The sequence below is a fragment of the Agreia sp. Leaf244 genome, assembly GCF_001422695.1.
GTDB lineage: Bacteria > Actinomycetota > Actinomycetes > Actinomycetales > Microbacteriaceae > Agreia.
In genome coordinates this window covers 106,037-127,663 of the sequence record NZ_LMLX01000005.1, presented here as the reverse complement: position 1 = coordinate 127,663, position 21,627 = coordinate 106,037, and the positions used below count along the sequence as shown (strand labels likewise).

The 21,627-nt window shown below is 68.8% G+C and carries 21 protein-coding genes; 13 read left to right on the top strand and 8 right to left on the bottom strand.

The features are described 5' to 3' along the window. Positions 1-15 precede the first annotated feature (15 nt). On the bottom strand, positions 16-759 hold the full coding sequence (locus tag ASF06_RS14895; RefSeq protein WP_055948831.1) for a gamma-glutamyl-gamma-aminobutyrate hydrolase family protein: 744 nt from the start codon (positions 757-759) through the stop codon (positions 16-18). A gap of 106 nt (positions 760-865) precedes the next feature. Here ASF06_RS14895 and ASF06_RS14890 point away from each other — a divergent pair, with 106 nt between their 5' ends. The 10 genes from ASF06_RS14890 to ASF06_RS14845 all read left to right on the top strand — a co-directional run bounded on the left by ASF06_RS14890 (position 866) and on the right by ASF06_RS14845 (position 12,983). Beyond that, positions 866-3,001: a TPM domain-containing protein gene (locus ASF06_RS14890; protein ID WP_055948828.1), complete on the top strand. Its 2,136-nt coding sequence runs from the start codon at positions 866-868 to the stop codon at positions 2,999-3,001. 39 nt (positions 3,002-3,040) lie between these two features. After that, positions 3,041-3,787, top strand: coding sequence for a PspA/IM30 family protein (locus ASF06_RS14885; RefSeq protein WP_055948824.1), 747 nt, complete (start codon positions 3,041-3,043; stop codon positions 3,785-3,787). 42 nt (positions 3,788-3,829) lie between these two features. Next, a complete protein-coding gene (locus ASF06_RS14880) occupies positions 3,830-4,690 on the top strand; it encodes an arginase family protein (RefSeq protein WP_082500987.1) in 861 nt (286 codons plus the stop codon). 26 nt (positions 4,691-4,716) lie between these two features. Continuing rightward, the gene (locus ASF06_RS14875) at positions 4,717-5,493 is read left to right on the top strand and encodes a crotonase/enoyl-CoA hydratase family protein (RefSeq protein ID WP_055948822.1); all 777 of its coding nucleotides are present in this window, start codon (positions 4,717-4,719) and stop codon (positions 5,491-5,493) included. Positions 5,494-5,508: 15 nt separating this feature from the next. Next, entirely contained in the window at positions 5,509-6,960 is a 1,452-nt protein-coding gene (locus ASF06_RS14870; RefSeq protein ID WP_055948819.1) for a dihydrolipoyl dehydrogenase family protein, read from the top strand. Between the two features lie 5 nt (positions 6,961-6,965). After that, complete coding sequence (locus ASF06_RS14865; RefSeq protein WP_200920400.1) at positions 6,966-7,355, top strand: Fe-S oxidoreductase; 390 nt, start codon at positions 6,966-6,968, stop codon at positions 7,353-7,355. Then, on the top strand, positions 7,352-8,227 hold the full coding sequence (locus ASF06_RS14860; RefSeq protein ID WP_235501036.1) for an SDR family NAD(P)-dependent oxidoreductase: 876 nt from the start codon (positions 7,352-7,354) through the stop codon (positions 8,225-8,227). Before ASF06_RS14865 ends, ASF06_RS14860 begins: the two co-directional genes overlap by 4 nt. A 109-nt stretch (positions 8,228-8,336) precedes the next feature. Next, complete coding sequence (locus ASF06_RS14855; protein WP_442853933.1) at positions 8,337-9,140, top strand: HAD family hydrolase; 804 nt, start codon at positions 8,337-8,339, stop codon at positions 9,138-9,140. Further along, positions 9,137-11,644 (top strand): glycoside hydrolase family 65 protein, encoded by a 2,508-nt coding sequence (locus ASF06_RS14850; RefSeq protein WP_055948813.1) that lies wholly within the window; start codon positions 9,137-9,139, stop codon positions 11,642-11,644. Before ASF06_RS14855 ends, ASF06_RS14850 begins: the two co-directional genes overlap by 4 nt. 46 nt (positions 11,645-11,690) lie before the next feature. Further along, entirely contained in the window at positions 11,691-12,983 is a 1,293-nt protein-coding gene (locus ASF06_RS14845) for a GNAT family N-acetyltransferase (RefSeq protein WP_055948809.1), read from the top strand. Positions 12,984-13,015: 32 nt separating this feature from the next. On the opposite strand, the gene ASF06_RS14840 is transcribed toward ASF06_RS14845, so the two are convergent. Together ASF06_RS14840 and ASF06_RS14835 are read right to left on the bottom strand one after the other, a co-directional pair. Then, complete coding sequence (locus tag ASF06_RS14840) at positions 13,016-13,426, bottom strand: siderophore-interacting protein (protein WP_162237713.1); 411 nt, start codon at positions 13,424-13,426, stop codon at positions 13,016-13,018. A gap of 40 nt (positions 13,427-13,466) precedes the next feature. Beyond that, a complete protein-coding gene (locus ASF06_RS14835; protein WP_055948804.1) occupies positions 13,467-14,945 on the bottom strand; it encodes an amidase in 1,479 nt (492 codons plus the stop codon). A gap of 29 nt (positions 14,946-14,974) precedes the next feature. Between ASF06_RS14835 and ASF06_RS14830 the strand changes: the two genes are divergently transcribed. Further along, on the top strand, positions 14,975-15,499 hold the full coding sequence (locus ASF06_RS14830; protein ID WP_200920393.1) for a DinB family protein: 525 nt from the start codon (positions 14,975-14,977) through the stop codon (positions 15,497-15,499). A 21-nt stretch (positions 15,500-15,520) separates the two neighbouring features. Here the strand turns inward: ASF06_RS14830 and ASF06_RS14825 are convergent, their stop codons facing one another. From ASF06_RS14825 to ASF06_RS14810, 4 genes are read right to left on the bottom strand one after another with little or no spacing between them, the layout of a single operon-like run. Next, positions 15,521-16,099 (bottom strand): GNAT family N-acetyltransferase, encoded by a 579-nt coding sequence (locus ASF06_RS14825; RefSeq protein ID WP_055929499.1) that lies wholly within the window; start codon positions 16,097-16,099, stop codon positions 15,521-15,523. Positions 16,100-16,108: 9 nt separating this feature from the next. Beyond that, complete coding sequence (locus ASF06_RS14820; RefSeq protein ID WP_055948801.1) at positions 16,109-16,810, bottom strand: uracil-DNA glycosylase; 702 nt, start codon at positions 16,808-16,810, stop codon at positions 16,109-16,111. A gap of 5 nt (positions 16,811-16,815) precedes the next feature. Then, positions 16,816-17,586: a peptidase S51 gene (locus tag ASF06_RS14815; protein ID WP_235501035.1), complete on the bottom strand. Its 771-nt coding sequence runs from the start codon at positions 17,584-17,586 to the stop codon at positions 16,816-16,818. Continuing rightward, positions 17,541-18,059 carry a phosphoribosyltransferase gene (locus ASF06_RS14810; RefSeq protein WP_055929504.1) on the bottom strand — a complete coding sequence of 173 codons (519 nt, stop codon included), beginning with the start codon at positions 18,057-18,059 and terminating at the stop codon, positions 17,541-17,543. Before ASF06_RS14810 ends, ASF06_RS14815 begins: the two co-directional genes overlap by 46 nt. A gap of 52 nt (positions 18,060-18,111) precedes the next feature. Between ASF06_RS14810 and ASF06_RS14805 the strand changes: the two genes are divergently transcribed. After that, the gene (locus ASF06_RS14805) at positions 18,112-19,605 is read left to right on the top strand and encodes an MFS transporter (protein WP_055948799.1); all 1,494 of its coding nucleotides are present in this window, start codon (positions 18,112-18,114) and stop codon (positions 19,603-19,605) included. Here ASF06_RS14805 and ASF06_RS14800 read toward each other — a convergent pair. Beyond that, positions 19,593-20,381, bottom strand: coding sequence for an SDR family oxidoreductase (locus ASF06_RS14800; RefSeq protein WP_055949681.1), 789 nt, complete (start codon positions 20,379-20,381; stop codon positions 19,593-19,595). The genes ASF06_RS14805 and ASF06_RS14800 overlap by 13 nt on opposite strands. Positions 20,382-20,495: 114 nt before the next feature. Between ASF06_RS14800 and ASF06_RS14795 the strand changes: the two genes are divergently transcribed. Beyond that, positions 20,496-21,602 (top strand): acyltransferase family protein, encoded by a 1,107-nt coding sequence (locus ASF06_RS14795; RefSeq protein WP_235501034.1) that lies wholly within the window; start codon positions 20,496-20,498, stop codon positions 21,600-21,602. The last annotated feature ends 25 nt before the right edge of the window (positions 21,603-21,627 follow it).

Below are 21,627 nucleotides of genomic sequence, written 5' to 3'. Positions count from 1 at the left end.
CGGCCGGCGTTCGGCTCAGACGAGGGCTGCCTCGCGCGCGCTCAGCCTGGCGACGAGGGAGGCCAGCTGGCCGGCCGGCGCACCCGGGTCCTCGGGGTGGAACTGCACTCCGGTGATCGGAGAATCGACATGCTCGACTGCCTCCACGACGCCGTCGGGCGCCGTGCCCACAGCCACGAGTCCATCGCCGAGACGACCGACGGCCTGGTGATGCGCGCTCTGCACGACGAGTTCACGTGTGCCGAGGTCTGCGGCGAGCCTCGACGAGTGCTCGAGGGCCACCGGGTGCGCCGCCATGATGTCGCGAATCGGGGCGCCGAGGTTCTTGTGGATCGTGTCGGTACCCAGATCCTGAACGATGTCGCCCCCGAGGGCGACGGTGATGATCTGCAGTCCACGACACACGCCCAGCAGCGGGGTTCCCCGGCGCAGAGCCCGGTGCACGAGGGCGATCTGCCCCTCGTCGGCCGTCTCGAAATGCTGGCTCTCGAAGGGGTAGTCCTCGTCGCCGCCGTAGAAACGCGGGGAGATGTCCTCCCCGCCCATCAGCATGATGGCCTCGCTCGCGTCGGTGAGGGCGAGCAGCGAGGCTGTGCCGACATCGGCGGCGGCGACCCGGTTCACGGTCCACCCGGCGTCCTCGGCGGCGCGAACAGCGCGGGAGTTGAGCACCTCGACGTAGGCGTGGTACTCGACGTCGCGAGGGCGATACCGGGTCACTTCGACGACGCTGAGTCGTTTCTCTGCACGGGTGGCCATGAACCCATCATGCTGAGTTCACGCGCTCCTCCCCAGCCCTGTCGTAACGAGACGACACATACTCGGTCATAGGCCCGGCGCAGGCCCTTGTTCTAGACTGCCTGCGATGTCCAGAACCGATCGACGACGATATTCCACCCTCCGATCCGGCCTCGTCGCCGGTGTCGGACTCGTTCTCGCCCTGCTTGCGCTGCAGGCGCCGCAGGCCGCCCAGGCGACCGACCCGGTGAACCTCGGCGGTTCCTATGTGGTCGATCGAGTGGGGGTGCTCGGCACTCGCGCGGCCGAGGTGCAGGATGCGCTCGACGAGCTGTCGCAGACCGAGGGCACGAACCTGTTCGTCGTCTACGTCGACAGCTTCACGGGCGTGGCAGACCGGGAGGCGTGGGCCGACGACACCGCGATGAAGAACGATCTCGGCGTGAACGACGTTCTGCTGGCGGTCGCGACCGACGACAGGCTCTACCAGCTCTCCGTCGATCCCGACTTCGCGCTCACCGATGCGCAGCTCAGCGAGCTGGAGACCACATCCATCCAGCCGTCTCTTCGCCAGAACGACTGGGCCGGAGCCGCCATCAACACCGCATCGGGGCTGTCCGAACTGCTCGGCGGTGAGAGCCTGTCTCCGCCCGTGGTCACTCCGGGTGAAGCGGCAGAGGCGGCCGGCAGCGGATCATCCATTCTGACGTGGGCGCTGGGCGGCACGGTCGTCGTGGTGGCCGGGGCCGTCGGCGCCGTCTACCTGCGCAAGCGATCGAAGGCGAAGGCGGCCGAGGCACGCCAGGGCGCAGACGGCCCGAGCCAGCTCGAACTCGACAGGGAGGTCGGAAGGCTCCTGGTTCAGCTCGACGACGCCGTGAAGAGCAGCGAGCAGGAGCTGGGCTTCGCGATCGCGCAGTTCGGCGACGACGCCACAGCTTCGTTCGTGCAGGCCCTCGACAGCGCGAAAGAGAAGGTACGCCAGAGCTTCGCCCTCAAGCAGAACCTCGACGACAGCACGCCGGACAGCGCCGAAGACAGGCGCGCCTGGTCGCTCAAGATCATCGAACTCTGCACCAGCGCCGACGCCGAGCTCGATGCCCAGGCCGACGCCTTCGCCGCGCTGCGCGAACTCGAGAAGAACCCCCAGCCGTCGCTCGACGCCATCGCGTCCGGCGTCGCATCCGTCCGGCAGCGCATCCCGGCTGCCACGCAGACGGTGCAGTCGCTGAGAGCGACATACTCGGCGGATGCCCTCGCCACCGTCCTCGAGAACCCGGCCCAGGCCGAGAAGCTCCTCGCCTACGCCGACACGACGGCGACGGCCGTTCCCGGCCTGATCGCGGGCGGGCGCGCCAGCGAGGCCGCCGTGAGCATCCAACGAGCCCAGGCAGCCGTGGCCCAGTCCGAGACGCTGATCACTGCCGTCGGAACGCTCGGGGCGGCTCTCCAGAACGCCGCCGCCGCGCTGGCGAGCGCCGTCACGGAGGCGACGAACGACATCGCCGAAGCCAGGGCCCTCACCGCCACTCCGCAGGGGGCTCCCCGAGCCGCCGAGCTCTCTCCCCTGGTCATTGCTCTCGAGTCCGCGATCGCTCAGGCACGAAAGTCGGGGGCGTCCGATCCCGTCGCCGCCCTTCAGGCCCTCCAGGGCGCGAACGCTCCGCTCGACGCCGCTCTCGCGGGCGTGCGCGACGAGGCCCAACGTGTGGCCCGCACCCAGGAGCAGCTGTCGAGGACCCTCACCGCGGCATCCAGCACCATCACCGCCGTCAAGGAGTACGTGGTCACCCGACGGGGAGCGGTGAGCGTCGACGCCCGCACTCGCATCGCCGAGGCCGAGCGGCTGCTGAACGAGGCCTACGGACTGCAGTCCACCGATCCGGAACGCGCGCTGTCGTCGGCCACCCAGGCGTACCAGTTCGCGCAGGCCGCCGATCAGGCCGCGCGCATCGACGTGGATGCCTACAGCGGCTACTCCGGGCAGGGCGGCGCCGGACAGGGGTACTACGGGCAGGGCGAGCAGGGGGTGGACGGCTCCGCGATGCTGGGCGGACTCCTCGGCGGGCTGTTCTCCGGCGGCGGCGGCTCGTCTCGCCGCTCCTACTCCGGCGGCATGTTCGGCGGCTCGTCGAGCTGGGGCGGGGGCGGACGCTCGTCCGGATCCTCTCGCTCCTCAGGCTCGTCGCGGTCGTCGGGTTCACGCAGGAGCTCCTCGTCAGGACGCTCAGGCGGGCGTCGCGGCGGCGGCGGACGCTTCTAGAAGACGCACAATCCACGGCTACAACCCAAGGAGAAGGAAATGGCAAAGCAGTCCATCATCGGCCGCATCACCCAGCTCGCCAAGGCGAACATCAACGCGCTCATCGACCAGGCCGAAGATCCCCAGTTGATGCTCGACCAGCTCGTGCGCGACTACAGCGACAACATCGCCGACGCCGAGAACGCGATCGCGCAGACCATCGGCAACCTGCGGCTGCTCGAGGAAGACCACCGGGAGGACGTGCAGACGGCGGAGGACTGGGGCCGCAAGGCGCTCGCCGCGAGCCGGAAGGGTGATGAGCTGCGCGTGCAGGGCAACACCGTCGACGCGGACAAGTTCGACGCGCTCGCCAAGGTGGCCCTGACTCGCCAGCTGCAGAGCGAGAACGAGGCCCGCGACGCCGAGCCGTCGATCGCGTCGCAGACCGAGATCGTCGAGAAGCTCAAGGCCGGTCTCAACTCGATGAAAGAGAAGCTCGGGCAGCTCACCCGCAAGCGCGACGAATTGGCCGCCCGCGCCAAGACCGTCGAGGCGCAGAGTGCCGTTCACGACGCGTTGAAGAGCATCGATGTTCTCGACCCCACGAGCGACCTCGGCAGGTTCGAAGACAAGATCCGCCGCGAGGAGGCCAAGGTTCGCGGCCAGGAGGAGCTGGCGGCGTCGAGCCTCGACGCCCAGTTCGAGAGCCTCGACGACATCGGCGAGCTCACGGAGGTCGACGCGCGCCTCGCGCAGTTGAAGGCGAAGAGCCAGCCTCCCCGCCCCATCGACGCCCCGGTCGAATAGCATCCGCTCCCCCGCTTTCGAAGTCCGTGGAAGACTGAGTACGTGCCAGCAACCTTCGTGATCGTGCCGCAGTGGCAGGGGTCCGGTTCGTCGCGCGCCATGCGTCTCGTCGACGGGGCCGCCGCGATCCAGGGCGACCTTCCGGCCGCCGCGACCCGCGTCGTCGACGTGCCCGTGGGCGCGGGCGAGTCGCAGGGAACCGGCGTTCTTCGTCTCACGGCTCTGCAGTCGGTGCTCGCGAACCAGCAGCGCGTGCTCGCGAGCACGACAGGACCGGTGATCACAATCGGCGGAGACTGCGCCGTCGAGCTGGGCGCCATCCCGCACGCGCTTGCGGGCTCCGCAGAGTCGACCATCGCGGTCGTGTGGTTCGACGCGCACGGAGACCTCAACTCGCCCGAGACGTCGCCCTCTCACGCCTTTCACGGCATGGTGCTGCGCACCCTGCTCGGAGACGGCCCGGAGGCGCTCGTGCCCGGCTCCCCGTTGTCGCCGGCGCAGGTCGTGCTCGCCGGAACGCGTTCGCTCGACGACGACGAGGCCGCCTTCATCGATGCCGCGGGTATTCGCATGGTCACCTCGTCCGAGATGGAGCATCCCGGCTCCGTGGTCGAGGCGATCGCACAGACGGGCGCGAGCCGGGTCTACATCCACGTCGACCTCGATGTGCTCGATCCCGCCGAGATCGACGGCGTGGGCTACCCCGAGCCCTTCGGCCTCTCCGTGCAGCAGTTGGTGCAGGCGATCTCGCAGATCCGTGCGTCGTATCCGCTCGTGGGTGCCGGAATCACGGAGTTCGCCCCGTCGACGCCGGAGGCCTCCTCCGACGACCTGCCCAGCATCCTCCGCATCATCTCGGCCCTCACCCGGCCGGTCCAGCGACCAGAGGAGGCCACCCTGTGACAGACACCGGAACACCAGCAGAACCCATGCGCGTCACGACCGAGCGCCGGGGGCATGTGCTCCTCATCCGGCTCGACAGGCCCGAGAAGCGCAACGCGGCCGACTTCTCCATGCTGCAACAGCTCTCGGCCGCCTACGGCGAGCTCGACTCCGATCCCGAGCTGCGCGTGGGCCTCGTGCACGCCGCGGGCGACCACTTCACCGCCGGGCTCGACCTCGCCGACATCGGCCCGCGCATCACGGCCGACGGAATCGACTACGTCGACGCCGACGGCATCAACCCGTGGCAGGTCTCGGGGCGGGCCCTGTCGAAGCCGGTCGTTATGGCCGTGCAGGGAATCTGCCTGACCCTCGGCATCGAGCTGATGCTGGCCAGCGACGTGGTCGTCGCGGCCGAGTCGACCCGATTCGGGCAGCTCGAGGTCAGCCGGGGAATCCTTCCGTTCGGCGGCGCCACGCTGCGCTTCCCTCGCGCAGTCGGCTGGGGCAACGCCATGCGCTGGATTCTGACCGGCGACATGTTCGACGCGGCCGAGGCCCTGCGAATCGGCCTCGTGCAGGAGGTCGTGCCCGACGGCATCCAGTTCGACCGTGCCCTCGAACTCGCGGAACGCATCGCCGCCCAGGCCCCGCTGGCCGTTCAGGCGGCCCTCGCCAACGCACGGCTCGCGGTGCGCTCCGGCGACGAGGCTGCCGAGGCGGAGCTGCAGCCCGCCCTCGTACGACTCGCCTCGAGCGACGATGCCCGCATCGGCCTCGAGGCATTCGCCTCCCGCACCACGGCCCGGTTCACCGGCCACTGACCCCAGGACACCAACATGACAACGACCGAATACGACCTCATCGTCATCGGAGCAGGTGCCATCGGCGAGAACGTCGCCGACCGGGCCGTGCGAGGCGGCCTGCGAACGGCCCTCGTCGAGAGCGAACTCGTGGGGGGCGAATGCAGCTACTGGGCGTGCATGCCGTCGAAGGCCCTTCTCCGCAGCGGAACCGTGCTGCGCGCCGCCCGCGCGGTCGGTGGCGCCAAGCAGGCCGTGACCGGCGAGATCGACGTGGCCGCCGTGCTCGAGCGCCGCAACTCGTTCACGAACGACTGGAAGGACGCCAGCCAGGCGGAGTGGGTCGAGGGCGCGGGCATCGACCTGATCCGCGGATACGCCCGGTTCGTCGGCCCGAGAGAGATCGAGGTGACCGGCACCGACGGGCAGACCACCCGGTACTCGGCGACACACGCGATCACCGTGTCGACGGGGTCGGCTGCCCTGCTTCCCGACGTTCCCGGGCTGAAGGAGGCGCGCCCGTGGACGAGCCGTGAGGCGACGAGCGCACAGTCGATACCGCCTCGACTCGCGATCATCGGCGGCGGCGTCGTCGCCGTCGAGATGGCCACGGCCTATGCCAGCCTCGGCTCCGTGGTGACACTCGTCTCGCGCGGTGGCATCCTCTCGACGATGGAGCCCTTCGCGGGCGAGATCGTCGGCGCCTCCCTGAAAGACCTCGGGGTGTCGCTGCACCTCGACACCTCCCCGACCGGCGTCGAGAGGCTGGGCGGAGGCGACGTGGTCGTGCACCTCGACGACGGCTCGACCGTCATCGCAGACGAACTGCTCGTCGCCACAGGTCGCACGCCGCGCACCGACGACCTCGGGCTCGAGACCATCGGGCTCACACCCGGCGACTGGCTCACGGTCGACGACACCCTGCGCGTCGTCGATGCCGACGGCGAGCCGTTCGATGGGGGCTGGCTCTACGCCACGGGAGACGTGAACCACCGGGCGCTGCTCACGCACCAGGGCAAGTACCAGGCGCGTGCCGCCGGAGACGTCATCGCCGCCCGCGCGGCCGGTCGCGAGGTCTTCGACCAGCCGTGGGGCGCTCACGTCGCCACGGCCGATCACCAGGCCGTGCCCCAGGTCACGTTCAGCGACCCCGAGGTCGCGTCGGTCGGCCTGACGGCCGCTGCCGCAGAAAAGGCCGGCTACCGCACACGAGTCGTCGATTACGAGATCGGCAACGTCGCCGGCGCGAGCGTTCACGCCGACGGGTACAAGGGCACCGCACGCATGGTCGTCGACGAGGATCGCAAGGTCGTGCTCGGGGTCACCTTCGTGGGCCCCGACGTCGGCGAGCTGCTGCACGCGGCCACGATCGCCGTGACGGGCCAGGTTCCTCTCGATCGGCTCTGGCACGCGGTTCCCGCGTATCCCACCATCAACGAGGTCTGGCTGCGCCTGCTCGAGACCTACGGTCGGCCCGTCGGCGCGTGAAGCCGATCACCATTCCCGATACGGCGCTCACCAGGGCGGCGAAATCGGTGCTGCTCGCTCCCCCGCTGGCCCGCGCCGGCTATCTGTACGCCACCACGGTCGCTCTGGTCTGGGGGTTCGCGCTGAGCACCGGAAAGGTTCGCCGGGTCGACGGCCTCTTCGTCTTCCGCGGTCTGCCCACGTGGGCCTTCTCGCGCGGCGGTTCGTGCGTGGGCGGCGTCTACCTCACCGACGACAACGCCAAACCTGCCGTGCTCGAGCACGAGGCCGTGCATCGCGAGCAATGGAAGAAGTACGGCATGGTCTTCCCCGTGCTCTACATGCTCGCCGGCCGCAACGCCCTGACGAACCGCTTCGAGATCGAGGCCGGGCTCGAGAAGGGCAACTACCGGTGACCGACCCCGGTCGCTCCCTGGCCGGCACGACCGTCGTCATCACCGGTGCCAGCTCGGGAATCGGCCGATCCGCCGCCCTCGAGCTCGGCAGACGCGGCGCCCGCGTGGCGGTCGTCGGGCGCGATCCGGGCCGCACGCACGACGTCGCCGCATCGATCGACGACGCGGAGGCGTTCGTGGCCGACTTCGCGTCGCTCTCGGAGGTGCGCCGCCTGGCAGACGACCTGCTCGGCCGCTACGGCCGCATCGACGCGCTCGCCAACAACGCCGGCGGCCTGTTCTCTCGTCGAACCGTCACGGTCGACGGACACGAGTCGACGTTCCAGGTGAATCACCTCGCGCCCTTCCTGCTGACCGAACTTCTGCTGCCCAGGCTGCGGCAGACCGCCTCCGCGGGGCATCCGGTCACGGTCGTCTCGACCGGCAGCGTGGCCAACCGCTGGGGACGGCTTAGACTCGACGACCTCGACAGCCGCACGTGGCCCTGGCTCGGCGGATGGCAGGCCTACGGGTCGGCCAAGACCGCAGTGCTGCTCACGACGAGGGAGCTGGCACGCAGAACGCGTGACAGCCCGATCACGGCCTATGCGTTCCATCCCGGGTACGTCGCGACCTCGTTCGGTGCATCGTCGTGGATGCTCCGGGTCGGCAACGCGCTCGGCAACGGCGGACTCGGCGTCACCCCACAGGCCGGTGCCGTGCCGCTGGTCGAACTGGTGTCGAATGTCGGATCAGGCGCGCCCAGCGGCACCTACTTCGACGGGCTGCGTCCAGACGGAAGAGCGAGCCGGGCCGCCCGGGATGACGCGCTCGCAGCCCGCCTCTGGGAGGTCTCGGAATCCCTCGTCCGTCCGTGGCTTTCCACACCCTGACACGCGGTTGCGGAAACGTTTCCATGCAGCCGCTACGATTGCGGAAATACATCGCTCCGCCCCATGACTTTCTCCACCCGATCCCCCCTCGGTACCCACAAGGACTCCTGTGACTTCTACCCCGATTCCGGTGCTTTCTCCGTCTGACGCCCGCGAGCGACTGCTGTCGCTCAAGGCCGTGCTCTTCGACCTCGACGGTGTGCTCACCCCCACCGCCGACGTGCACATGTCGGCGTGGGCGCGACTCTTCTCGCCGTATCTCGCCTCGAAGGGCATCGCCCGGCCCTACACCGACGCCGATTACTTCGCCTACATCGACGGCAAGCCGCGCTACGACGGCGTGCGATCGTTCCTCGCATCGCGATCGATCGCGTTGCCAGAGGGCACGCCCGACGACTCTCCGCAGCTCGAGACCGTCTGCGGGCTCGGAAACCGCAAGAACTCCGCTTTCACGGAGTCCCTCGAGGCTGACGGGGTCGCGCCGTACCCCGGCTCACTCCGCTTCCTCGACGCCGTGGTCGACGCAGGACTCCTCGTGGCCGTCGTATCGAGTTCGCGCAATGCCGATCCTGTGCTGCGCGCAGCAGGCATCCGAGACCGCTTCGACGTGGTCGTCGACGGCCTCGTCGCAGCCGAAAAGGGTCTGGCGGGCAAGCCCTCCCCCGAGACCTACGCCTACGGCGCGCACCTCCTCGGGCTTCGGCCCGAGCAGTGCGTCGTGGTCGAGGACGCGCACTCGGGTGTGCAGGCCGGGCGCGATGGTAAATTCGGTCTCGTCCTCGGGGTCGACCGCGGCGCCGGCGTTGCAGAGCTCCTCGAAAGCGGAGCCGACATCGTCGTCGACGACCTCGACGTGCTGCTTCCCCTCTCCTCCCGCTCATCCTCGACTCCGACCCCTGGGGAACCCGCATGAACCTCATCTCTCGTGATCCGCTCGATCGCAACCGTTTCCCGCTCGACGAGTGGGCTCTCGTCGAGAACGACTTCAGCTCGAAGGACATGGGCCGAACCGAGACGCTCTTCGCGATCGGCAACGGCTACCTCGGCATGCGCGGGAACGTCGATGAGGGGCGCGACGGCCACGAGCACGGCACCTACATCAACGGTTTCCACGAGACCTGGCCCATCAGGCACGCCGAAGAGGCATTCGGCTTCGCCCGCGTCGGCCAGACCATCGTCAACGCGCCCGACGCGAAGATCATCCGGCTCTACGTCGACGACGAGCCGCTGGTGCTCACCGAGGCCGACCTGCCGATGTACGAGCGCAGGCTCGACTTCGCCGACGGTGTCCTGCGCCGCTCTCTCGAGTGGCGCACGCCATCGGGCAAGCGCGTGCTCATCGACTCGCGCAGGATGGTGTCGTTCACCGATCGTCACCTCGCCTTCATGGACTATGAGGTCACGTTGCTCGACGCAGACGCGTCGGTCGTGATCTCGAGCCAGATCCTCAACCGTCAAGACGGCATAGACGAATACCACGCCCCTACCGCGGCCTCGAAGGACTTCGACCCGCGCAAGGCCGAGGCATTCACCGATCGCGTGCTGCAGCCGCGCTACAAGCGCGCCCTCGACGGCCGATACGTGCTGGGCTACCGGTGCACCAACTCGGGCATGACCATCGCCTGCGGCGCTGACCACACGATCGAGACCGAGAACGAGTTCGAGGAGTCGTCGCAGATCGGTGACGATCTCGCCAAGCACGTCTATCGCATCCGTGCCAAGCGGGGCCAGCGCATCCGCATCACCAAGACCGTGAGCTATCACACGTCGTCAGGGGTGCCCACCCGCGAGCTCGCGGACCGCTGCGATCGCACGCTCGACCGGGCGCACGACGAGGGCATGGACTCGTTCGTCGAGCGCCAGCGCGAGTGGCTCTCAGCGTTCTGGGCCCGCACCGACGTCGTGCTCCCCGGGCAGCCCGTGCTGCAGCAGGCCACCCGCTGGAACCTCTTCCAGCTCGCCCAGGCATCCATGCGCGCCGACGGCCAGGGAGTATCGGCCAAGGGCGTCAGCGGGTCGGGCTACGGCGGACACTACTTCTGGGACACCGAGGTCTACGTTCTCCCGTTCCTCACCTACACCTCGCCCATCGCCGCCCGCAACGCGCTGCGATTCCGGCACGCCATGCTCGATCATGCGCGCATGCGGGCAACAGAGCTCAATCAACTGGGCGCCCTCTTCCCGTGGCGCACGATCAACGGCCTCGAATCGTCGGCCTACTACGCGGCCGGCACGGCGCAGTACCACATCGACGCCGACATCTCGCATGCCCTCACCCAGTACGTCTCCGCCACGGGCGACGAAGACTTCCTGGCACGAGAGGCCATCGACATCCTGGTCGAGACCGCGCGCATGTGGGCCGACCTGGGGTTCTGGCGCGCCAACGGGGGCGACATCTTCCACATCCACGGCGTCACCGGACCCGACGAGTACACCACCGTGGTCAACGACAACCTCTACACCAACGTCATGGCCAGGTCGAACCTGCGTTCGGCCGCGGCCGCGGTCACCCGCATCCGCGAGGAGAACCCCCAGGCGTACGACCGCATGGTCGCCCGGGTCTCGTTCGACGAAGCCGAGATCGACGAATGGTCGCGCGCCGCAGAGGCGATGCACATCCCCTTCGACGACAACCTGCGCATCCACCCGCAAGACGCCCAGTTCCTCGAGAAGGAGCGTTGGGATCTCTCGCACACGCCTCCAGAGAAGCGCCCCCTGCTGCTGCACTTCCACCCCTTGGTGATCTACCGCTTCCAGGTGCTGAAGCAGGCCGACGTGGTGCTGGCCCTGCTGCTGCAGGGAGACCAGTTCACGGCCGCCGAGAAGCGGGCCGACTTCGACTACTACGACCCGATCACCACCGGCGACTCGACGCTCTCCGCCGTCGTTCAGTCGATCATCGCTGCAGAGGTCGGATACTCGAGCCTGGCTCTGAAGTACTTCACGTCGGGCCTGTTCGTCGACCTGGCCGACCTGCACAACAACACAGCAGACGGCGTGCACGTCGCGTCGACCGGCGGCGTGTGGAGCGCCCTGGTCTACGGATTCGGCGGTTTCCGCGACCACGGAGGCCGCATCACGATCGATCCCCGCCTGCCCGAGGAGTGGGAGGGGCTCAGCTACCGCATCACCCTGCGCGACACGCGGGTCCGCGTCGACCTCCGCCAGGGCGACATCGAGCTCACGGTCGAGGAGGGCGACAGGGCCACCGTCTTCGTGCGCGGCGAGAACGTCACCGTGCAGGCCGGCGAGCCCGTGCTCATCGGACTCGACCACCACGGGCCGCGGCTGCCCGGCGCTCCCCGTGCGGCCGACGTCGAGGGCAACCTGCGCGCAGACGGCAGCGTCATCACCTCGTCGCTTCCGACCATCTCGCTCGACACGTCGGAGGCGGGCCTTCTCGAACCGATCGACTGAGAACCCGTCGACTGAGAACCCGAGCGCCGTCCGCTAGCGTGGACGGGTGAGCACCTCGACACAGTCCCTCGAATTCCGCACGTTCCCCGCCGCCCTCGACGGCGATGCACCGGATGCGGCGACCGCCGGCTGGCTCGAAGCCGACATGCTCGGCTTTCTTGCGCGACGCCCGACGAGCGCGCACGCCGCCGCCATGGCGTCGTATCTCGTCGAGGACGGGCAGTCGCTCACGGGGGTCTACGACACCGCCTCCCCCGCCCATTCGCTTCACCGGGACATCCCCGTCGCCACGTTCGCCTCCTTCGAGAAGTCGCTGACGGTCAGCCCCGGGGTGCAGCTTCCCGCCCACCTCATCTCGTCGGTGACCGTTCGGGCCACGCACCGGCGCCGCGGCATCCTGCGCCGCATGATGACAGACGACCTGAACCGTGCCGCCCAGGCGGGCTACGCCGTCGCCGCGCTCACCGCGAGTGAGGCGTCGATCTACCGACGCTTCGGATTCGGCACGGCGACATGGGTCCACGACATCGCCGTGCAGACCGACTCCCGCTTCGAGCTGACGACGACGCCGACCGGCCACTGCGCGGTCGTCGATCCCCGTGACATTCCTGCCCTCGCACCAGCCGTGTTCGCCGCGTTCCACGCCGGGCAGCCGGGCTCCATCGACAGGCACGCCCAGTACGGCGACCGCATCTCGGGCAGGGTCACCGAGGAGGGCGACGAGGACCGGGCCAGGCGGGCCGCCGTTCACTACGACGAGAACGGAACCGTCGACGGCTTCGTGACGTACCGCTTCAGCGGCTGGGAGTCGAAGCCGCACACGATCGAGGTCACCGACCTCGTGGCGGCGGTGCCGTCCGCCTCTCTCGCGCTCTGGCAGTATCTGGCGTCGATCGACCTGAGCAGTCGGGTCACGTATTCGGGCGGCTCCCCCGACGACGCTCTGCGCTGGGCGCTCGTCGACCCCCGCGTGCTGAGCGTCACCGATATCGAGGACCGCATCTGGCTGCGCATCCTCGACCCCATCGCCGCCTTCGCCGCGCGGGGCTACACCGACTCGGGGAGCGTCTCGTTCCGAGTCGTCGACGAGCTCGGATTCGCCTCGGGCTCGTTCAGACTGACGACGGGAGCGGGCTCGGGCACGCTCGAGCGCATCGACGACGAGCACGTCGACCTCGAGATGCACGCGTGGGTTCTCGGCGCCCTCTATCTGGGAGGCGCGGACGCCAGGGTCGCTGCAGGGGCCGGCGCGCTGCGGGAATTCACACCCTCCGCCGCCATGACGCTCCAGCGCCTGCTCGCACCGGCCGCGCCGGTCTACGCCAACACGTATTTTTAGCGGCGGGGGGGGCTTTGCTAGCGGGCGGGCCTCTAGCGGGCCAACGTCTCGCGGCTCGAGCCGAGTCGTTCGGCGAGCTCCGAGCGAAGGGTGTCGATACGAGCTGCCTCGCCGCCGAGCCACACGCAGAGGTCGGCTCCGTCGACGAGCACGTCGCCCGTGGTCATCTCGCTGACCCAGGCGCGCACGGCCTGGTCGAGCACCTCGCCGGGCGCCGCGCCGCGCACGTCACGCGCCAGCCAGCTGACCGTGATGCGCTCCGGCGTCTCGAGCGGAGTGATGTCTTCAGCCGAGGCCACCTCGACGAAGATCTGGCCGCGAGCCGTGTCGGGCAGCGTCTCGATGAGGCCGCGGATCACGGGAATGATCGACGAATCGCCGGCCAGCAGTACGCGCCCGGCGGTCGTGGGCATGGCTCCCGCCTCGGTCATCAGGACTCTCATCGAACTTAGTATAGGCATACCTAACCTCCGATGAAAACGGTCATGTCCAGATCGGCGGATGCCGCCGCTCCCACCGGAGTCTTCGCTCCAACTGGCGGCCGATCGAGAGCAGCGTTCCCTCGCCTCCCGGACGACCGATGAGCTGCATGCCGATGGGCAGGCCGCTCTCGCTCATGGCCACCGGCAGGGTGATCGCGGGTAGGCCGGAGGCGTTCACGAACGACGTGAACGGCGAATACTCCACCTGCTGCGAGAAATTGCGTTCTGCATCGACGGCGTCGTACCAGCCGATGGGCCGCGGAAGCTGGGCGAGGGTCGGCGTGAGGACCGCGTCGAACCCGGCGAATCCGGCGATGACGGCCCGTTCCACCCGAAACAGCTCGGCAAGGGCGCCGGCGAGCTGAACGGCGGTGAGTCGGCGGCCGCGTCGACGCAGCCAGGAGGTCAGGGGCTCCAGCCCGCCATCGGCATCCTGCTCACCCTCGTCGCCCGCGGCGATGTCTCCCGCACCGATGTCTCCCGCACCGAGCCGGATCTGCGCCGCCCCCGCCTGCCACACGGCGGTGAAGGCGGAGCCGTACCCGGGCATCGGCTCGAGGCTCGCGTCGTCGATTCCGTGACCGAGGTCGGAGAGAAGCGCGACCGTGTCGTTCAGCGCGGCCGTGATCTCGGGGTCGATGACGATGTCGTGCGACGCCGACCAGGGCGAGTCGGTGGACACGCCGATCTGGAACCGTCCCTCTCCCCGGATCGCGAAGCCGAGGAAATCGCCGTCGTCCTGGGCCGGTGCCCGCAGGGCGTAGTGGTCGTCGACGACGGAACCCCGGCGACCGATCATGCCGTCGAGCAGAAACGCGGCATCCCCGACGCTGCGCGCGATCGGCCCCGCCACCGGCAGGCCGCCCAGCGCGTCGATTCCCGAAAGACCGGGCACCCGGCCGCGCGAGGGCTTGAGACCGACGAGACCGCAGGCCGCTGCGGGGATACGGATCGACCCGCCGCCATCCGAACCCGGCGCGAACGGCAGCAGGCCCGCGGCCACCGCCGCTGCGGCTCCCCCGCTCGAACCGCCCGGCGAGAGCTCGATGTTCCAGGGGTTGCGCGCCGGTGGAGCGATGGCCGTCTCGGAGTGGCTCGTCATGCCGAACTCGGGCGTCGCCGTCTTGCCGAGGCTGATTGCGCCGGCCTCGTCGAGCACGCGGGGAATCTCGTCGGTCGTTTCGGGCACGTGATCGGCGAACGCGCGCGAGCCGAACGTGGTGCGCACCCCCTGTCGCCGCCACAAATCCTTGTCCGCGAACGGAAGTCCCCATAGCCTCGTCGACCGGGGAACGGCTTCTTCGACCTGCTGGGCCCGCTGCAGGGCCAGCTCGGGGGTCACCGTGAAGAACGCCCCGAGCTGCGCGTTGCCCGAGGAGATTCGGTCGAGATAGTGCCGGGTCAGCTCCACGACCCCGAGCTCGCGGCGCTGCAGGAGCCGGTACTGGTCGAGGGCGGAGAGCTCGTGCGGCGACGTCATGATTCGAGCCTAGTTCTAGGCTGGGTGTCGTGACCTCGACAAGCACCGGCATCCTTCCCCCCGACGACAGGCCGGAGCCGCCCGGCGACGGCGACGAGCGTGCGACGATCGACGGGTTCCTCGAACTCCAGCGCGCCACGGTCGTCTACAAGGCCACGGGCCTCAGCGACTCGGATGCCGCGCGCCGGCTTCTCCCGTCGCTCACCACGGTGTCGGGGCTCATCCGGCACCTGGCCGACGTCGAGCGCTCGTGGTTTCGCGAGGTCATGGACGGCGAACAGGGCATCCCCTACCGCTGGAGCGAGGAGGATCCCGACGCGGAGTTCCGAGTCACGGAGGCGGACTCCCTCGACGCGATCATCGCCGACTACCTCGACGCGGTCGCGGAGTCACGGGCGGTTCAGCAGAGGTACACCTTCGACGATCTGTGCCACGGGCGCGAGAACAGATTCACACTCCGCTGGATCACGGTGCATCTCATCGAGGAGACGGCACGCCACATCGGTCACATCGACATCCTGCGGGAGATGCTCGACGGGGCGACGGGCGAGTAGAACGCACGCGCCGGCGGGGCGCTACTTGAGCGACTTCTGCAGCATGACCGTTCCCAGCCACCGATTGAACTTGAAACCGACCCGGCCGAGGCGTCCGACCTCCTTGAAGCCGAAGCCCTCGTGCATCTTGAGCGACGCCTCCGCGCCCTGGTCGGCGATGACGGCCAGAACCTCCTTGATGCCCGCCGCCTTGGCGCGGGTCAGCAGTTCGCCCATCAGCGCCTTGCCGAGACCCTTGCCCGTCGCGGCCGGACCGAGATAGATGGAGTTCTCGACGGTGCGCCGGTAGGCGGCCTTCTCCTTCCAGGGCGCCACGTAGGCGAAGCCGAGCACGTTACCGCTGGGCGACACCGCAACGAGGAACGGGAACCCGAGCTTCGAGACCCACGCGAACTTCGATCGCCATGCCTTCAGCGACATCGGGTCCTCGTCGAACGTGACGGTGCTGTTCGCGACGTAGTGGTTGTAGATCTCGCGGATGTCGGGCAGGTCGCGAGTGGTCGCGTCGCGGATCGAGAATTCGAATTTCGGTGGCGGCGGCGACTTCGGGCGCAACTCGGGCGGCAGTCTGCGCCTCGGCTGGTACTCCTCTTCAAGCATTGTGCAAGCCTATTGCGGCAGGGGCTCGAGCGACCAGTCGACGCCCGGCGCGCCCTGGGCCTCCAACAGGGCGTTCGCGCGACTGAACGGGCGCGATCCGAAGAACCCCCGGCTCGCCGACAACGGGCTCGGATGCGCGGACTCGATCGTGGGCGTCGTTCCGAGCAGCGGCTTGACGGCGGCCGCGTCCCGGCCCCACAGGATGGACACCAGCGGCGCATCCCTGGCGGCCAGGGTGCGCACCGCGAGATCGGTCACGCGCTCCCAGCCCACGCGGCGGTGGGAGCCCGCATCTCCGGGCCTGACCGTGAGAACACGGTTAAGGAGCATCACACCGGAGCGGGACCAACTCGACAGATCGCCGTGCTCCGGCGTCGGAACGCCGAGATCGTCGCGCAGCTCGCGATAGATGTTCTGCAGGCTTCGCGGAAGCGGGCGTACGTGGGCCTCGGTCGCGAACGAGAGGCCGATCGGATGCCCCGGTGTCGGATACGGGTCCTGGCCAACGATGAGGACCCGCACGTCGGCGAGGGGTAGCCGGAACGCGCGCAGTATGCGAGAGGCGTCGGGCTGAAAGCCCTTACCTGCGGCGCTCTCCTCGGAGAGGAACCGCTCGATGTGCTCGAGGGTGCCCGACTCGGCCGCAAAGGCCTCGGCCCACGCGGGGCCGATCCGCTGCAACTCCGAGATCAGGTCGATCGTGTCGGGCACGAGGGTCAGCCGACGCCGATCGTGGAGACCCGCACCGTGCCGGAGTCGCGCGCGACCGTCCAGACGCTGCCGGAGCCGACCACGCGCAGGCCCCCGTCGCCGACGATCAGTGCCGTGTGCTCGTCGATGGCGAGTCCGCCGTCGACCACCGACGCCTCGGTCGCCGCGATGAGGCGCGCGACGGTGCCCCACTGGGCGGCGTGCACGTCGATCGCCGTGTCGATGAGTCCGATGCCCTCGGCGATCGTGACCTGCTCGATCTCCTGCGACGCCTCGACCGGGCAGACCTGCACCTCGCCGATCTTCCAGCCGCCGATGAGCGCGCCGTCGCTGACCACGGCCGCGCCTGCCGACATGCCGAAGTAGGGAACGCCTGATTCGACGATCGCCCGGATCGTGGCGAACGATTCCTTCAGGCTCTCGCGATAGGCGGGAACGAGTCCGCCCCAGACCACTAGCCCATCGAGGTCTTCGAGGAGCGCATCGTCGATCGGGGCGCCCTCGGGGGCCAGCACGGCGATCGGATCGATCTTGCCCAAGGTGCCGAACACGGTCGAGAGCTCGACGAACTTCTCCGGGCCGTCGCCGTCGCGCACCAGCACGATGGCGAGCCTCGGACCGTCGAGACGGCCTGCGGCGGTCGCCCGCTCGGTGGCCTCGTCGAGAAACGGACGGAACACGGCTCCGTCGTCGTCGAAGGGCCAGCCGCCTCCGGCCAGATGGATCGACATCAGACGCTGACCGGCGGGTGCGCCGACCAGGGGAAGACGATCCACCGGTCGGTCTTGCGCCAGAAGAAGTCGGGTTCGATCACGGAACGGGGCTTCGAGTAGAGGGTCGCCGTCTTCACGATGACTCCGACGTTCTCGAGCAGCCCGACCACGAGGGCGAGCGTGCGACCGGAATCGGCCACGTCGTCGACCAGCAGGATGTTCTTGCCGATGAGGGCGGTGTTGTCGAGCATCGGAGGCAGCAGGATGGGTTCGGGCAGGGTCGTCTCGATGTCGGAGTAGAACTCGACGTTCAGGCTGCCACAGCTCTTCGTTCCGAGTGCATAGGCGAGGGCGCCGGCCGGCAGCAGTCCGCCGCGCGCGATGGCGATGACGAAATCGGGAACGAAACCGCTCCCGAGCACGTCACGGGCCAGGTCGCGCGAGGCGTCTCCGAATTCGAGCCACCCCAGCACTTCGCGTTCGGGTTCGGCCGCGGGGGCCTCGTCGGCAGTTGTCGTCTCGTCACTTCGAACCATGCGTCAACGGTACCGGTTTTCCCGGATGCCTTGACGCGGGTAGCATCCGGTCATGACGACGGAACCCACCGGCAGACGCTTCATCACGGCGAGCCTCATCGGCTACCTGTTCCTCGTCGAGATCACGAGCGGAATCCTGCAGGGCTACTACATCCCCCTCATCCCGGACCTCGTGCGTCACCTCGGAATCGTGGATGCCGACTTCAACTGGTTCGAGGCAGCCCAGCTGCTGGTGGCCGCCCTCGTCGTTCCCGTCATCGCCAAGCTCGGCGACATGTGGGGCCACAAGCGGATGCTCCTGATCACGACGGTCCTGACCGCGGCGGCGAGCTGGTGGCTCGTCTTCGCCGACGACTTCGTCTCCTTCCTCCTCGCCTGGGCGCTGCAGGGCTTCTATGTCGTCTGGCTCCCGCTCGAGGTGGCCCTCATCTTCGACCGCGGACGCCGCACGGGCCGGGCTGCGTCGCAGACCCGTCGGGCGGCGGGACTCCTGGTCGTCGCCCTCGAGGCCGGAGCGATCCTCGGTGCGCTGGCCGGCGGACGGGTGTTCGCCGCATTCGGCGACAGCGTGTCCCCCACGCTGATGATTCCCGCCATCGCCGTCACGCTCGTCTTCTTCGTGGTGCTCGTCGGCGTTCCGGAGTCGACCCCTCTGCCCGGTCGATCCCTCGACATCGTCGGCTTCTCGATCCTCGCCCTGGGACTCCTGCTGATCACCTCGGGCCTCACCTTCCTGCGAATCAACGGACCCGGCACGTGGTGGGTCTGGGCGCTCGTCGCTGTCGGCGCGCTGGTCTTCGTGCCCTTCGTGCGCTACGAACGACGGCAGCCCGACCCCGCGATCGACATGCGGGTGCTGGCGCAGCCCGCCATGTGGCCCGTGCAGCTCACGGCCGCGCTCATCGGAATCAGCCTGCTCGGCGCCCAGGCCCCGCTCAGCACCTTCGCGGGCACCGACCCCGTCAACGGCTACGGCCTCGGACTCGCGGCGAGCGACATCTCCAACCTCATCGGCGCCTATCTCGTGGCGATGATCGTCGGTGCGATCCTCTTCCCGCTCGTGTCGTCGTGGGCGACTCCGCGGGTCGCCCTCCTCGGCGGGGCCTTCCTCGTCGCCATCGGCTACCTCCTGTTCCTGCCGTTCCACGACTCAGCCGTGCAGGTGGTCACCAACATGGTCGTGGCGGGCCTCGGCTCGGGCGCGCTCGTCGGTGCGCTGCCCGCTGCGGCCGCGGCTGCCGCGCCGCGCGGACAGACCGGCATCGCGGCGGCGCTGACGAACACCACGAAGACGATCGGCGGCTCGTTCGCCTCAGCGGTCTTCGGCGTTGTCCTGTTCGCCGGGGCGTCGACAGTCACGGCGACCGCGTCGAGCCTGTTCGGCTACATGCTGGTGTGGACGATCTGCGGCACCGGTGCGCTGGTGGCCGCGGTGCTGCTCTTCTTCGTTCCCCGCCTCGCCTTCGCCGACCCCGTGGCACCCGACGACGCCGTGCCCGGCGGCGGCGCAGCCGAATCAGGCCTGCCGTCCGATCAGGCCCGGTGATCCTGCGGCCGTGCCTGCAGCGCTCCGCGGTGAACCTTGTACGCGGCGGACTGCGCCACCGGCTTGATCACCACGAGATCCAGCGAGACGTGCGGAGGCTGCTCGACCATCGAGACGATCACGCGGGCCACGTCATCGGCAACCAGCGGGTCGGGAACGTTCGCGTACACGCTCTCGGCCCGCTCCTTGTCGCCGCCGAAACGGTTCAACGAGAACTCCTCGGTGTAGACCATGCCGGGCGCGATCTCGAGCACCCGGATCGGTTCTCCGCTCACTTCGAGCCTCAACACCTCGAGCATGGCGTGGGTGCCGAACTTCGCCGCGTTGTATCCGCCGCCGCCTTCGTAGGCCGTGTGACCCGCGATCGAGGAGACGGTCACGATGTCGGCGACGCCCCCGTCAGCGGTCGATTCGCGCAGCAGCGGAAGCAGCGCGGAGATCACTCTCTTGACGGCCAGCACGTTGACCTCGAACATCCACGCCCAGTCATCGGCATCGCCGTTCTCGATGGAGTCGAGCCCGCGAGCTCCCCCGGCGTTGTTGACGAGCGTGCCGACGCCGCCTGTCTCCGCGAGATACGCGGCGAGCGCGTCGACGTCGCTCTGCACGGTCAGATCGGCCACGAAGAATCGGGCACCCGTGCGGGCCGCGAGCGCCTCGAGTCGATCCCGGCGGCGGGCGACGCCCACGACGTCCCACCCGCCGGCACGCAAAGCGGTGACCGTGGCCTCTCCGATGCCCGAGCTTGCACCCGTGACCACTGCGCGACGAATCATTCCCTGCATCTCCCAACCCCGGTAAGCACTGGCTGTCAACGCTAGTCCTTCCCAGACCACGGCCCGGACCGCAAGCGTCCTGGAGCGAATCCGCCCAAAGCTAGGCTGGGCGCCGTGACTTCTCTGCCTGTGCCCCGCCACCCGGGCAGGGATGCCCCCGCCACCGGCTCGAAGGTGCGTCTGCCGCTCTGGGACAACGCCCGTTACCTGGCCATCACCCTCGTGGTGATCGGCCACGCCATCCTGCGTCTCATCTCCGCCTCCGACACGTCGTACAGCGTGTACCTCGTCATCTACGCGTTCCACGTTCCCGTGTTCGTGCTCGTGAGCGGGTATTTCGCGAAGTCGAGCCCTCCCGGAGTCAAGCAGCTCAAGCGCCTCGTCACCGACCTGGTTCTGCCCTATGTCATCTTCGAGACCATCTGGACGCTGGTGCGCTGGGCCGTCGTCGGTACTCTGAACCTCGACCTGGCCCAGCCATCGTGGACGCTGTGGTTCATCCTGTCGCTGATCGCGTGGCGCGTAGCCCTGCCGTACCTTGCGCAGCTGCGCTACCCGCTCCTGATCAGCGTCGTCATCTCGGTGTGGGCGGGGTACTTCGGCGCGATCACCTCGGAGTTCGCCATCTCGCGCACGCTGGGCCTGCTTCCCTTCTTCGTTCTGGGCTGGCGCCTGCGCAACAGCGACCTGACCCGTCGGTGGCTGTCGTGGTCGCCGGCAACCGTCGCCGTGTGGCGTGCCGGGGCGGTCCTGCTGTTCGCAGCGGTCGCCCTGGTCGTCTTCACCGGCATCGACTTCTGGCGGCAGATCGGTATTCGCCGGTTCCTCCTGTTCGACGAGTCCTACGACGCGATGGGGTACGACGCGTGGTGGGCCGGCGCGGTGAGGCTCGCCGTGATCGTCGTGGCCGTCATCCTGTCTTTCGCCTTTCTCGTTCTGGTGCCGCGACGTCGCACGATCTTCACCGACCTGGGCCAGGCGACGCTGTACATCTATCTGCTGCACACCTTCGTGCTCTATCCGTTCCGCGAGTCGGGCATTCTCGAGGGAGACACTCCCTTCTGGTACCTGCCGGCCATGATCGTGTTCGCGATCGTCGTCACCTTCCTCCTCGCCTCCAGGCCGGTGCAGAGGATCTTCCGCCCCCTGGTCGAGCCCAAGCCGCGGTGGCTGTTACGCCGTGTGTCCCCCTCCGTTGACGCGAAGGAGCCCGGTTCCTAGGCTCGCCCCAGGAGCGATCAGCTCT

Coding starts and splice junctions, on each gene's coding strand:
- ASF06_RS14875 (WP_055948822.1), top strand. CDS start 4,717: ATGCGCGTCACGACCGAGCGCCGGGGGCATGTGCTCCTCATCCGGCTC.
- ASF06_RS14800 (WP_055949681.1), bottom strand. CDS start 20,381: ATGATTCGTCGCGCAGTGGTCACGGGTGCAAGCTCGGGCATCGGAGAG.
- ASF06_RS14835 (WP_055948804.1), bottom strand. CDS start 14,945: ATGACGTCGCCGCACGAGCTCTCCGCCCTCGACCAGTACCGGCTCCTG.
- ASF06_RS14890 (WP_055948828.1), top strand. CDS start 866: ATGTCCAGAACCGATCGACGACGATATTCCACCCTCCGATCCGGCCTC.
- ASF06_RS14895 (WP_055948831.1), bottom strand. CDS start 759: ATGGCCACCCGTGCAGAGAAACGACTCAGCGTCGTCGAAGTGACCCGG.
- ASF06_RS14885 (WP_055948824.1), top strand. CDS start 3,041: ATGGCAAAGCAGTCCATCATCGGCCGCATCACCCAGCTCGCCAAGGCG.
- ASF06_RS14850 (WP_055948813.1), top strand. CDS start 9,137: ATGAACCTCATCTCTCGTGATCCGCTCGATCGCAACCGTTTCCCGCTC.
- ASF06_RS14840 (WP_162237713.1), bottom strand. CDS start 13,426: ATGAGAGTCCTGATGACCGAGGCGGGAGCCATGCCCACGACCGCCGGG.
- ASF06_RS14805 (WP_055948799.1), top strand. CDS start 18,112: ATGACGACGGAACCCACCGGCAGACGCTTCATCACGGCGAGCCTCATC.
- ASF06_RS14810 (WP_055929504.1), bottom strand. CDS start 18,059: ATGGTTCGAAGTGACGAGACGACAACTGCCGACGAGGCCCCCGCGGCC.
- ASF06_RS14825 (WP_055929499.1), bottom strand. CDS start 16,099: ATGCTTGAAGAGGAGTACCAGCCGAGGCGCAGACTGCCGCCCGAGTTG.
- ASF06_RS14870 (WP_055948819.1), top strand. CDS start 5,509: ATGACAACGACCGAATACGACCTCATCGTCATCGGAGCAGGTGCCATC.